We start from the raw sequence: 12,471 nt of genomic DNA on the forward strand, positions 1-12,471 counted from the left end.
CTATTTCAAAAAACACCAAAAAAAAAATCACAAATACACAACTTTCACTTCCTGACCGATAAACACCAATGCTTTTTGAACAACTTTTAAATCCATTAATTCAATCGCCAGTTGATATTCTTCTAACTGTTTTTGATATTTAGCCTGATAAGCCCCTGTTTTATAATCCAACAACAAAACTTCTTTATTTCTATCAATCACAATTCTATCCGGCTTAATAATCCTTCCTTCTTTTTGAATAATCGTTTGCTCATTTAACACTTCATTACCTTCCGCAAAAAAAGGCACTAACAAAGCATGATTTACCACTTTCAAAATTGTTTCCGACACTTTTTCTTTTTGCTCCACATGAATCAAACCATTTTCAACCGATTTTTCAACAGCCACATCCACATCCGATTTTGATTTCACAAAAGACATGATTTCATGTATCACATTCCCATATTCGATAGACTCCTGCTGATGCGTTCCCCACATTAAAGCTTCCTGTTGTGCAATTTTTACTTTCTTAGGCTCTAAAATTTCCACAACGCTTTCAATCGGTTTTGAAGCATCAACATGTTTAACCAACAAAGAAAGCTTTGTCTTTTCACCAAATTCGTATTCTAATTTATTCTCTTCAAATAAACCTTTACTGATTAAGTAATTAACAAAAAAAGAAGACATATCTCCCTGTTTAACTTCGCCTTTGTTGGTCAAATTCATATTAGAAATCAAATACAACTGCTCTTCGGCACGGGTTAAGGCCACATACAAAACATTGATGTTATCCAACAACTCTTCCTGTTTTTTCTGCCCGTACACTTTTTTGGCATTTTCCCCAAAACCTTCAATTGCTGCACTATTATCGATTAAAACTTTTGGCATCCCCAAGTCCATTTCATCAGTGTCCAGCCATAGTTTGTCTTTCGGTTTTCGCCCATAATCCTCTTCAGCAAAAGGCATAATCACCACCGGAAACTCTAATCCTTTTGATTTATGAATCGTCATAATTCGCACTGCATTATTTCCTTCGGGAGACGGAATACTGTATTTAGAACCATTTTTATCCCAAAAATCCAGAAAATCAGCAATTCCAGCCTGATTACGCACATCCCGTTCCAAAACAATATCCAAAAAGTATTGTACATAAGCACTTTGGCTTTGATCCTTATTTGAAATAAATTTTAAAACAATCAATTCTACCGCTTCATATAAAGATTTTTTTCGAATATTTTGAAACGAAAGTGAAATGTCAAAATTACACAACCATTGTTCAAAATCCTCTTCGCTTGTTCGCTGCATTCCCTGAGCAATAAAATCATGTTCCGCCAACTGTTCCGGAAGATTTTCAGCGATGTAATACAAGAAATAAGCCTTCGATTCTAAATCGGCATTATTTTTCAGGTATCTTAAAAAGTGAATCACAAAACGAACTTCGGTCGCATTTTGAATCATCAAAGTTTCCGATGACAACAACGGAATCCTTTCTTCGGTCAAATAATTCGCTATCGCAATTCCCTGATCACGTTTACGGGTCAAAATCACAACATCTTTATACTCAAAACCTTCCCGAAGCACTTTTTGAATAGTATTTAGCGTAGCCAAAAGATACAAATCCGTTTTACCCAAAACTTCTTCCTCATTTTCTGTTTCCTCTGTTTTTGGAATGAAAGAAATATTTACATAACCTCCTTTTTTAGCATTAGTATGCTGATGACTATGATTTTCATATAAATCTTTATAATCTTCCTGTTCAAACTCCGATGCAATTGACCTGAAAAAATCATTATTAAATTCAATAATCTGAGAATACGAACGGTAATTTTTATCCAGATGTTCAATTTTTTTATCCGGATTGTTAAACGGATTTTCGTCCTTACTCAATTCAATAAATTGTTCGGCTTTTCCACCACGCCAACGGTAAATAGATTGTTTTGGATCACCCACAATCATCAAAGTCCCTTTATTTCCGTAATCATCCTGACCGGAAAGCGCATTATCGATAAGCGGAATTAAATTTTTCCATTGCATTTCGGAAGTATCCTGAAATTCGTCAATAAAAAAATGACGGTAACGCTCGCCCAATCTTTCATATATAAAAGGAGCCGGCTGATTTTGAATTTCGCGCTGAATAATTGCATTAAATTCCGAAATAGAAAGCACATTTTGCTCTTCCTGAATTTTCGCCAATTCGTTACTTACCGTATTGAGTAGCGAAAGCGGTGTGATGTTTTTCAAAAAAGCTTTGTAGAAATTTATTTTTTCAAAAATCTTATAAATCTTATCCAAAAGTTGCAACAAATCCGGAATAATATTTTCAATCAACGCCCGGTCTTTAGCCGTTTTATTGATAGCAATATCGTCAAACTCATGAAACGTTTTATTCTTCGGATTAAATTTTCCATCGCGGATACTCGCCAAATGATTTGGAAAAGTGCCTCTGGAAAAAGATTTAGAGTCAATTCCGTTTTTTTCAATCAACAACAAAGCTTCCTCTGCCAAAACCACCGTTTCTTTTTCCAGTGTTTTACAGATTTCGGCTAATTTTTTCTTGATTTCAACAAATTCTCCAATAGATTTATCCTGAAACTGCACAATTTCGTTACGATTGTTTTCATTCAAAATCAATCTTCCTGTTTCGAGAATTTCACGGGAAACATCCCAGGACTTATCGTCATCGGTTTTTTCCATGGTAAAATCGACGAGCAAATTAGTCAAAACATCATCTTCTCCGGCTTGTGCAATAATAGCGTCAACTGCTTCGGTTAATAAATTTTCGGTATCCAAAGTCACCTCAAAAGTCATCGGTAAATTCAAATCGTGTGCAAAAGCACGAATCACCTTGTGCGTAAATTTATCGATGGTCGAAATATCAAAAGCAGCATAATTATGAATAATATGCTTGATGATTTGTTGCGATTTACTTTTGATTACATTCAGCGACAATTTTCTATCCCAATCCTGAGTGTCATTTACCAAATCCTGCATTAAATCTAAGGCTTTCTGCGAAGGTTCGTCTTTTGCAAATTCAGACAAACTACCCACAATCCGGCTTTTCATTTCGTGTACCGCCTTATTGGTAAAAGTAATCGCCAAAATATTACGGTAAGCATCATTTTTAGGCGAAGTGAGAATAATTTTCAGGTATTCTTTTACCAAAGTATAAGTTTTACCCGAACCTGCTGATGCGTCATAAATTGAAAAAGAATGTCTTTGCATTTAGATTTTTGATTGCTGATTAACAATTTTTAATTTCAAATGTTTCAGCAAAACTAAAAAGCCCAAAAAAATCAGAAATTATAAAATTGTTCGTTGAATGCTTAAAAGTAGTATTTTTGCACTATGGAAACAAACAGACAGAAAAAAATAGGCGGAGTTATTCAAAAAGATTTGGTGGATATTCTGCAAGGTGAAGTGAGAAAAAACGGAGTTAGTAATTTGGTTATTTCGGTATCCAAAGTTTCTGTAACCAGCGATTTATCTGTAGCAACCGTATATTTGAGTATTTTTCCTCAGGAAAAAGCTCAGGAAACTTTGGAAGGGATTAAATCAAACACTCCTTTGATTAAGCACGATTTAGCGCAACGTGTCCGCAAACAACTACGCCGTGTTCCTAATTTAGTTTTCTTTATCGATGACTCTTTGGATTATATTGAAAAAATTGACAATGCTTTGAAAAACAAAGAAAATCCAATTGAAAACAGAGATTTATTAGACCGAAGAAAACAATTTTAAGCATTTGAATTTTCCGCTTTACATAGCCAAACGCTACATTCGCAGCAACAGTAAAAACAATGCCATCAATATCATCAATCGTATTGCGAGCATGGGAATTATTGTAGGCGCGATGGCTTTGTTTGTGGTTTTATCGGTTTTTAGCGGACTAAAAGTTTTTAGTCTTTCATTTAGCAACAACATTGACCCCGACTTAAAAATATCGAGTACACTTGGTAAATCTTTTTTAGTCACTCCCGAACAAGAGAACAAAATCAAAAAAATTGAAGGTGTTGCGGCTTTTTCCAAAATTATTGAAGAACGCGTTTTATTTACCTTCAACAACAAACAGGAGGTCACTTACCTAAAAGGCGTTGACTCCAATTACAGCAACGTTAACAACGTTAACAAAATACTTTACAACGGCCAATGGCTTGAAAAAAACACTTATCAGGTAGTTGTGGGTTTTGGTTTTGTGCAAAAACTCTCTTTAGGCTTAATGGATTTCAATAACCATCTGGAAGTTTTAGTTCCAAAAGCCGGAAAAGGAAACATTGAAAGCGCCGAAGATGCCTTCAATTCATCTGAAATTTTTCCAATTGGGATTTATGCCATAAATGAAGATTTGGACTCCAAATATGTTTTTGCCGATTTAGGATTGGCTCAGGAATTATTGGAATACAAATCCAATCAGGTTTCCGGAATTGAACTCAAAGAAAAACCTAACTCCGATGAAAATGCAATTATTAAAGAATTAAAGAACATTTTTAACGGAAAAATCACCGTAAAAAACCGCGCGCAACTCAACGAATCCTTATATAAAATGTTGAACACTGAGAATATCGCGGTGTATTTAATTTTCACCTTGGTCATTATTGTGGCACTTTTTAACCTCATAGGAGCTCTGATTATGATGATTCTGGACAAAAAAGGGAATCTAAAAACCCTTTTTAATCTGGGAACAGAAATTAAAAGTCTGCGAAAAATATTTTTACTTCAAGGGACTTTACTAAGTGTTTTTGGCGGACTAATCGGCCTTGCTCTGGGAATTGTTATTGTGCTTTTACAACAACATTTTGAATGGATTATGATTACTCCAACGCTGGCTTATCCTGTAGTTTTTTCGATGGAAAATGTTGTAATCGTCATGGCAACCATTACCACACTGGGATTTATTGCTTCGCTAATTGCGAGTAGTCGTGTGAGTGAAAAGTTATTGGATTAAAAAACTACACCACTTCGTAATTCGAATAAACTTCTTTGATTTCATCCAAAACCGCAAATAATTCCTCCGGATGATCCAGAGTAACCAGCTTTTGTTTGAAAGTTTTAAACGAATGAATTCCTTTGAAATAATTGGTATAATGCGGACGCGTTTCTACAATTCCTAATCGCTCCCCTTTCCAGTCCATTGCCCAGGTCAGGTGATTGCGAACCGCTTCCACTCTGTCAGCAACGGCAGGTTTTGCCAAATGCTCTCCGGTTTTGAAATAATGCTTGATTTCGTTAAAAATCCACGGATAACCAATTGCGGCACGACCAATCATGATTCCGTCAATTCCGTATTCGTTTTTATAATGCAATGCTTTTTCCGGCGTATCAATATCTCCATTCCCAAAGATAGGCATTGTAATTCGTGGATTATTTTTCACTCTCGCTATGTGCGACCAGTCGGAATGACCTTTGTACATTTGCGCACGGGTTCGGGCATGAATACTTAAAGCTGCAACACCAATATCCTGCAAACGCTCGGCAACCTCATCAATATTGATCGAATTATCATCCCAACCCAAACGGGTTTTTACTGTCACCGGAAGATTAGTACTATCAATCACCGCTTTGGTCAAACGCACCATCAAATCGACATCTTTCAAAACTCCGGCACCGGCTCCTTTACAAACTACTTTCTTAACAGGGCAGCCAAAATTAATATCAATTAAATCCGGATTTACAGTTGTAACAATTTTAGACGAAAGCGCCATCGCTTCTTCATCACCACCAAAAATTTGGATTCCTACCGGGCGTTCGTAATCAAAAATATCCAGCTTCATTCGGCTTTTGATGGCATCACGAATTAGGCCTTCCGAAGAAATAAATTCAGAATACATCATATCGGCACCATGCATTTTACACAAACGACGAAATGGCGGATCGCTCACGTCCTCCATAGGCGCTAATAATAGTGGAAAATCAGGTAATTCTATGTTGCCAATCTTAATCATCTTCTCAAATTTGCTGCAAAATTACGTTTTTTAAACGAAATGATAAAAGAAGAAATAGGAAAGACTTATTACATAAGCAATTAGTTTACTAATTATACGCTTTGAACGTATAGAATTTAGCGTATATTTGCAGATTAATTGCCTTGTTTTTCGGGATTGTGTTAGGGGTTGCAGCGGCATCCTTTACTGCCGGTGTTCGGCAGTAAAAATAGAGCGTCCCGATAGCTATCGGGAAGCCCGACCCGAAGGGGAACGCCCAAAAGAGACAAGACAAAAAAAATGATACCAAGAAGAAATGAAACATATTAGAAATTTTTGCATTATTGCACATATTGACCACGGAAAAAGTACGTTGGCTGACCGATTATTAGCAGCTACGCAAACCGTTACAGCTCGTGAAGAAAAGGCGCAGCTTTTGGACAACATGGATTTAGAGCGTGAGCGTGGGATTACCATTAAGAGTCACGCCATCCAAATGGAATATAAATATAAGGGAGAAGAATACATTCTGAACCTTATTGACACTCCGGGACACGTGGATTTCTCTTATGAAGTTTCCCGTTCTATTGCTGCCTGCGAGGGTGCTTTGTTGATTGTAGATGCTGCTCAGAGTATTCAGGCGCAAACTATTTCTAACTTATATCTGGCTTTGGATAACGATTTGGAAATTATTCCGGTCTTAAACAAAGTGGATTTACCAAGTGCTAATCCGGAAGAAGTAAGTGACGATATTATTGATTTATTAGGATGTGACTTAGAAGATATTATTCACGCTTCGGGTAAGACCGGTTTTGGAGTTGAAAATATCCTGGCTGCCATTATCGAAAAGATTCCTCCTCCATCAGGAAATACTGAAGAGCCTTTACAAGCTTTGATTTTCGATTCCCATTACAATCCTTTCCGAGGAATCGAAGTTATCTTTAGAGTGGTAAACGGTGAAATTACCAAAGGTCAGAAAATTAAATTTATGGCTACCGGTAATGAATATTTTGCTGACGAAGTGGGAACTTTAAAATTAAATCAGGTACCTAAAAATAAAATTTCTACTGGTGATGTTGGCTATTTGATTTCCGGAATTAAAGAAGCTAAGGAAGTAAAAGTGGGTGATACCATTACCGATGCAAAAACGCCAACCAGCAACATGATTACCGGTTTTGAGGATGTAAAACCAATGGTATTTGCCGGAATTTATCCTGTTGACACCGAAGATTTTGAAGATCTTAGAGCTTCTATGGAAAAATTACAATTGAACGATGCGTCTTTAGTGTTTTCTGCTGAAAGTTCTGCTGCTTTAGGATTTGGTTTCCGTTGTGGATTCTTAGGAATGTTGCACATGGAAATTATTCAGGAGCGTTTGGAGCGTGAGTTCAATATGACTGTAATTACGACAGTTCCTAACGTTTCGTATTTGGCATATACCAAAAAAGAACCAGACACTCCAATTATCGTAAACAATCCAAGTGACTTACCGGACGCAACAAAACTAGACCGTGTAGAAGAACCATACATCAAAGCAACCATCATTACTAAAGCAGATTTCGTGGGTAATGTAATGAGTTTGTGTATTGAAAAACGTGGTTTAATCACCAATCAGACCTATTTAACTACGGAGCGTGTTGAGCTAAACTTCGATATGCCATTAGCCGAAATTGTATTCGATTTCTATGATAGATTAAAAACGGTTTCTAAAGGTTACGCTTCGTTTGATTACCATCCAATCGGAATGAGAGAATCCAAATTGGTTAAAATGGATATTTTATTAAACGCCAATCAACTGGATGCTCTTTCTGCTCTAATCCACGCTGATAATGCTTACACTATTGGTAAAAAAATGTGTGAAAAATTGCGTGAGTTAATCCCAAGACAACAATTTGAAATTCCAATTCAAGCTTCAATTGGTGCCAAAATTATTGCCCGTGAAACGATTAAAGCTCTACGTAAAGACGTAACGGCCAAATGTTATGGTGGAGATATTTCGCGTAAACGTAAATTATTAGAAAAACAGAAAAAAGGTAAAAAACGTATGCGCCAGGTAGGAAACGTAGAGATTCCACAAGAAGCGTTTATGGCTGTTTTGAAATTGAATGACTAATTCTTTTTTAGAAAAAAGAAGCAAGAATAAAGAATAAAGAGAAAACCTGATGATGAAAATTGTCAGGGTTTTTTTGTTTATTTTTAGAAGAAGAAAACTGCGTTATGGAAAAAATTACAGAAGTTGAATTTGAGAGTATTATATACTCAAAAGAATATTCAACTTCTAATTGTAGAATTGAATTTGATGAAATTACAAATTTTGATTTAGGAAAGATTAATTCTAAATTTCTTTTTGATAATATTGTTTTCGCAGGAAAAAGAATTAGTTTTTATAAGAACATTGAAAAATATCTCGAGATTTATTCATACTTAAAGTTAGTGATTTAGCATCTGAATATGGAACAGATTGGAAAAGAGCTATTAAATTCACACTATTATCTGGATTTGGTGCTTTTACACTTTTTTTCATCTTTGAAAACCTTGACAAGTCATTTAAACTTAAGCAACTGGGCAGATTTTATTTATGGTTATTTTAGATTCTTTTTAATCACTGATTTTAAAAATGAATATTACCAAGAAGGAGATAACATTTTGAAATTTAATTGCTTTCTTAGTCTAGTGCCGTTTATAATTGGAAAGATTGCAGTTGCCTTTGGCATTTATGAAATGATACAATCTTTTAGAAAATTTAAAGCTTAAACTTATACAATGAAGAAAATCAGCAAAGAAAAAAACATTAATAAGTCAATTGAAATTCCAATTGAGCATCAAAAAATTGTTTTAGATAGAATGGCTAAGGCAAAACTGAACGATTATTGGATTGAGATGAAGTCTCTAAATCACTATAAACTTAGTAACTTAGCACCTCCGAAACTCTAAAACTTCAAAAATAAAAAATGGACGAAACCCCAAAACGATTTGACCGAATTGTTGCTATTTTGATTCAGTTGCAATCCAAAAAGATTGTAAAAGCACAGGAATTGGCAAATCGTTTTGAAGTGAGTTTACGAACTATTTACCGTGATATTCGCACACTGGAAGCTTCGGGAGTTCCTATTTACAGTGAAGCCGGTGTGGGTTATGCTTTGATGGACGGCTACCGATTACCACCCGTAATGTTTACCCGGGAAGAAGCCAGTAGTTTTATTGCTGCAGAAAAATTAATGCAAAAATTTACAGATGTTACTCTGGGAAATCACTATGCATCGGCGATGTACAAACTAAAAGCGGTACTTAGAAGTGATGACAAAGATTGGGTTTCCAACATCGAATCGAATGTTTTAATGCAATCTTCCGAAAAGCTTTTTAATGACAAATCTCCCAATACCTTAGCCACCATTTTTGAAAGTATTGCCGAAAAAACACAAGTTATTCTTTCTTACGAGGCTTTCAATTCAGATGAAATTACAGAAAGAAAAATTGAGCCCGTTGGTGTTTTTCACGATAATAACAATTGGTATATGTTAGGTTATTGTCATTTGCGAAAAGACTACAGGCAATTTCGAGCTGATCGTGTTCACGAAATCAAAAAAACCGAAATTCCATTTTCGCTAGAACATGATGCGTTAGAAACCTATTTGGATAAAAGCAAAGAGATTCCAACTACTAAAATTCGGATTCTTATAGATAAGAAAATCAGCAAATACTTAACTTCTGATCGAAAATACTATGGCTTTGTTTCAGAAAAAGAAATAGGCGACAAAATCGAAATGACTTTTATGTCACGTGATACTATGGAGGGATTTTCGCGCTGGTATATGATGTTTGGAGATTATGCTAGCATTTTAGAACCGGCAAGTTTAAAAACCAGAATTCTGGAATTACTTGAAATCAACAAACAACGACTTTTATAAAAAAAAGCTCCTTAAAAAACATTTCAGGAGCTTTACTAATAGAGTGTACCTTTTTTATAAACCATTAAGAAATTAAGAGAATTTAGACTTAATTTATCTTAATCTCTTAATGGTAAGATTCAAAACATTAATGGTATTTATCTTTCCCAGAAAAAAGGAGGTTCAATTCCTAATGCTCTTAAATACACATAAGCCTGACCACGATGGTGCACTTCGTTATCAATAAAATATAAAATGTTATGAATAATTGGGAATTCATACTGACCGAAAAGATTAAAAGTTTCATTAAAATCTTCGATTGATAATTGTTGCCAATATTTATCAATCTCGGCAGTAGCTTCGTCCCATTTTTCAAGATATTGCGCTTTGAAAATCAATTTTTCTTTCCCTTCAGTATAAGGCTGAATATCGCGATTTACAATTCCTTTTAAGGCCGGAGCCGCAATTGCCAGTAGCTCATCGGCTAATTTTGAAAAAGGACGCATTCCACCAATTGAAAATTCGAAAAAATCTTTTTCCGGAAATAATTCAATTACCCGACGCGTTAAGGCGCGATGCCCTTGCCAGTGTTTCAATAAATCTTCAGGAGTAATAACTTGTGCAGCTAATGTTTTCATAATTTTATAGTTTTAATTTTTCAATACTTCAAAATTAAATCAGGCTGGTGACAACAGTTTGTCAGTAGGATTTTCATTTTTCAAAAATTTATTAAAAAGTAAAATCTACACCCCCTAAATAGATTGTTTTTAATTAGCCAAAACCTTTGCTCCCGAAGCTTCGGGATTGTATCTTTGCCACTTTGAAACTATAAATAAAAGAACGGCGATTGCTTCGTTCCTCGCAATGACTATGATTGAAGATAAAAACCCGCAACGTACCAGCATCGCTCAATTGGGCGAATTTGGATTGATAGAACATTTGACCAAACATTTTGAGATAAATCAAGCTTCTACTTTAAAAGGTATTGGTGACGACGCAGCTGTTTTGGATTTTAAAGACAAAAAAGTAGTGGTTTCAACCGATATTATGGTCGAAGGCGTTCATTTCGACTTAGCTTATATGCCTTTGAAACATTTGGGATACAAAGCAGTTGTGACCAATGTTTCTGATATTTGCGCTATGAACGCCAAAGCGACACAAATCACGGTTTCGATTGCGGTTTCCAATCGTTTTACACTCGAAGCTTTAGAAGAATTATATGCAGGAATTACTTTGGCAGCCAATGAATACAAAGTAGATGTGATTGGCGGAGACACCACTTCTTCTCAAAAAGGATTAATCATTAGTGTTACCGTTTTAGGCGAAGCTGATGAAGAAGAAATTGTATATAGAAATGGTGCCAAACCAACTAATTTATTAGTCGTTACCGGCGATATAGGTGCTGCCTATATGGGATTGCAGGTTTTAGAAAGAGAAAAGCAGGTGTTTCAGGTAAATCCAAATTCGCAACCTGACTTAGAATTATACACCTATTTAATTGAACGCCAATTAAAACCCGAAGCCCGCAAAGATGTTCGTACTTTATTGCATGCTTTGGAAATCAAACCAACAGCTATGATTGACATTTCGGACGGATTATCTTCGGAAATTATTCATTTGTGCAAACAATCTAATGTTGGCTGTAATTTATACGAAGACAAATTACCACTGGATCCTCAATTTATCAATGTTTGCGAAGAATTCAATATTGACAGCACAACGGTCGCTATTAATGGCGGCGAAGACTACGAATTGCTTTTCACGATTCCAATTGAAGATTTTGACAAAATTAAAGGCAATCCAAATTTCACTATCATTGGACACATGACCGAAGAAGCAGAAGGTATTCATTTAGTTACCCGAGCTAATACTAAAATCCCTCTAAAAGCCAGAGGTTGGAACGCACTCAGCGAATAAATCACACCAAACTATTACAATAAAAAAACCGCAAATTCAGGAATATTTATTCTAAGTTTGCGGTTTTAATTTTTACAATATTTTTAGAAAATCAAGCCTTTATTTTTAGCAGCTCTCACCAAATCGCTATCTTCTCCATCAACTACACCAAGTAACTCTTTTAGATTTTCCTTTCTGGATTCAATGGCATTTAGAGAAATTGGTACAAATTGAGGAATATCATGAATTTTGGTTCCTTTGGACAAATGAAACAAAATCTGTTTATCAAATAAATCTATTTCAATCGAATTATCATGCGAGCTTAACATTTCCAAAATAGATTTACTATAATATATTTCGTCCTTAATAACCTTATCAAAAGCAATTAACAATTCGTCAAAAGTCAAATCATTTTTTATCACTAAGCCTCTGGGACTAACATTATTTATCAAAGTTTTTAACTTTAAAAACTCCGTAAACATCGTTAGCATTACAATCTTGCAATCAGGCATATATTGCAAAATTAATTTAGCCAAATCTTCTCCGGAATACAGTTCTTTTTCCTCATAAGAAGGCATACTTATATCCAAAAAAGCAATATCAAAAACAGCTGTATCAGGATTAGTAATTAAATCAAAAGCCGACTGACAGTCTTTTGCCTCAGCAATTGCAAACTCATAAGCATTTGGATTATATCTTGTAATGGCATTTTTGTATCCCTGAATAATAAACGGATGATCATCAACAATCAAAATGTTTTTCTTGAGCTTGGTTTCAGTTGTCATTTGCTT

The 12,471-nt window shown here is 35.2% G+C and carries 11 protein-coding genes; 7 read left to right on the forward strand and 4 right to left on the reverse strand.

Annotated features, from left to right (window positions below; all coding sequences use genetic code 11):
* Window positions 1-27: 27 nt before the first annotated feature.
* Entirely contained in the window at window positions 28-3,201 is a 3,174-nt protein-coding gene (locus tag H599_RS0114460; RefSeq protein WP_026714785.1) for a UvrD-helicase domain-containing protein, read from the reverse strand.
* A gap of 123 nt (window positions 3,202-3,324) precedes the next feature.
* Here H599_RS0114460 and rbfA point away from each other — a divergent pair, with 123 nt between their 5' ends.
* Together rbfA and H599_RS0114470 are read left to right on the forward strand one after the other, a co-directional pair.
* Window positions 3,325-3,717 (forward strand): 30S ribosome-binding factor RbfA, encoded by a 393-nt coding sequence (rbfA, locus tag H599_RS0114465; protein WP_026714786.1) that lies wholly within the window; start codon window positions 3,325-3,327, stop codon window positions 3,715-3,717.
* Window positions 3,718-3,721: 4 nt separating this feature from the next.
* The gene (locus H599_RS0114470) at window positions 3,722-4,921 is read left to right on the forward strand and encodes an ABC transporter permease (RefSeq protein WP_026714787.1); all 1,200 of its coding nucleotides are present in this window, start codon (window positions 3,722-3,724) and stop codon (window positions 4,919-4,921) included.
* A gap of 4 nt (window positions 4,922-4,925) precedes the next feature.
* Here H599_RS0114470 and dusB read toward each other — a convergent pair whose 3' ends face one another.
* Window positions 4,926-5,918: a tRNA dihydrouridine synthase DusB gene (dusB, locus tag H599_RS0114475; protein WP_026714788.1), complete on the reverse strand. Its 993-nt coding sequence runs from the start codon at window positions 5,916-5,918 to the stop codon at window positions 4,926-4,928.
* A gap of 295 nt (window positions 5,919-6,213) precedes the next feature.
* On the opposite strand from dusB, the gene lepA reads away from it, so the two are divergent.
* The 4 genes from lepA to H599_RS0114500 all read left to right on the forward strand — a co-directional run bounded on the left by lepA (window position 6,214) and on the right by H599_RS0114500 (window position 9,805).
* Window positions 6,214-8,010, forward strand: a complete 1,797-nt coding sequence (gene lepA / locus H599_RS0114480) for a translation elongation factor 4 (RefSeq protein ID WP_026714789.1) — start codon at window positions 6,214-6,216, stop codon at window positions 8,008-8,010.
* A 338-nt stretch (window positions 8,011-8,348) separates the two neighbouring features.
* Window positions 8,349-8,651 (forward strand): hypothetical protein, encoded by a 303-nt coding sequence (locus H599_RS0114490; RefSeq protein WP_026714791.1) that lies wholly within the window; start codon window positions 8,349-8,351, stop codon window positions 8,649-8,651.
* A gap of 9 nt (window positions 8,652-8,660) precedes the next feature.
* Complete coding sequence (locus H599_RS20815) at window positions 8,661-8,831, forward strand: hypothetical protein (RefSeq protein ID WP_155960792.1); 171 nt, start codon at window positions 8,661-8,663, stop codon at window positions 8,829-8,831.
* A gap of 17 nt (window positions 8,832-8,848) precedes the next feature.
* Window positions 8,849-9,805, forward strand: a complete 957-nt coding sequence (locus tag H599_RS0114500) for a helix-turn-helix transcriptional regulator (protein WP_026714792.1) — start codon at window positions 8,849-8,851, stop codon at window positions 9,803-9,805.
* Between the two features lie 137 nt (window positions 9,806-9,942).
* Here H599_RS0114500 and H599_RS0114505 read toward each other — a convergent pair whose 3' ends face one another.
* Window positions 9,943-10,422, reverse strand: a complete 480-nt coding sequence (locus H599_RS0114505) for a DinB family protein (RefSeq protein ID WP_026714793.1) — start codon at window positions 10,420-10,422, stop codon at window positions 9,943-9,945.
* Window positions 10,423-10,654: 232 nt separating this feature from the next.
* Here H599_RS0114505 and thiL point away from each other — a divergent pair, with 232 nt between their 5' ends.
* Complete coding sequence (gene thiL / locus H599_RS0114510; RefSeq protein WP_026714794.1) at window positions 10,655-11,701, forward strand: thiamine-phosphate kinase; 1,047 nt, start codon at window positions 10,655-10,657, stop codon at window positions 11,699-11,701.
* A gap of 83 nt (window positions 11,702-11,784) precedes the next feature.
* On the opposite strand, the gene H599_RS0114515 is transcribed toward thiL, so the two are convergent.
* Complete coding sequence (locus H599_RS0114515; protein WP_026714795.1) at window positions 11,785-12,465, reverse strand: response regulator; 681 nt, start codon at window positions 12,463-12,465, stop codon at window positions 11,785-11,787.
* Window positions 12,466-12,471 lie beyond the last annotated feature (6 nt).

Source organism: Flavobacterium daejeonense DSM 17708, assembly GCF_000425425.1.
GTDB classification, from domain to species: domain Bacteria; phylum Bacteroidota; class Bacteroidia; order Flavobacteriales; family Flavobacteriaceae; genus Flavobacterium; species Flavobacterium daejeonense.

Coding starts and splice junctions, on each gene's coding strand:
- H599_RS0114460 (WP_026714785.1), bottom strand. CDS start 3,201: ATGCAAAGACATTCTTTTTCAATTTATGACGCATCAGCAGGTTCGGGT.
- rbfA (WP_026714786.1), top strand. CDS start 3,325: ATGGAAACAAACAGACAGAAAAAAATAGGCGGAGTTATTCAAAAAGAT.
- dusB (WP_026714788.1), bottom strand. CDS start 5,918: ATGATTAAGATTGGCAACATAGAATTACCTGATTTTCCACTATTATTA.
- lepA (WP_026714789.1), top strand. CDS start 6,214: ATGAAACATATTAGAAATTTTTGCATTATTGCACATATTGACCACGGA.
- H599_RS0114490 (WP_026714791.1), top strand. CDS start 8,349: ATGGAACAGATTGGAAAAGAGCTATTAAATTCACACTATTATCTGGAT.
- H599_RS20815 (WP_155960792.1), top strand. CDS start 8,661: ATGAAGAAAATCAGCAAAGAAAAAAACATTAATAAGTCAATTGAAATT.
- H599_RS0114500 (WP_026714792.1), top strand. CDS start 8,849: ATGGACGAAACCCCAAAACGATTTGACCGAATTGTTGCTATTTTGATT.
- H599_RS0114505 (WP_026714793.1), bottom strand. CDS start 10,422: ATGAAAACATTAGCTGCACAAGTTATTACTCCTGAAGATTTATTGAAA.
- thiL (WP_026714794.1), top strand. CDS start 10,655: ATGATTGAAGATAAAAACCCGCAACGTACCAGCATCGCTCAATTGGGC.
- H599_RS0114515 (WP_026714795.1), bottom strand. CDS start 12,465: ATGACAACTGAAACCAAGCTCAAGAAAAACATTTTGATTGTTGATGAT.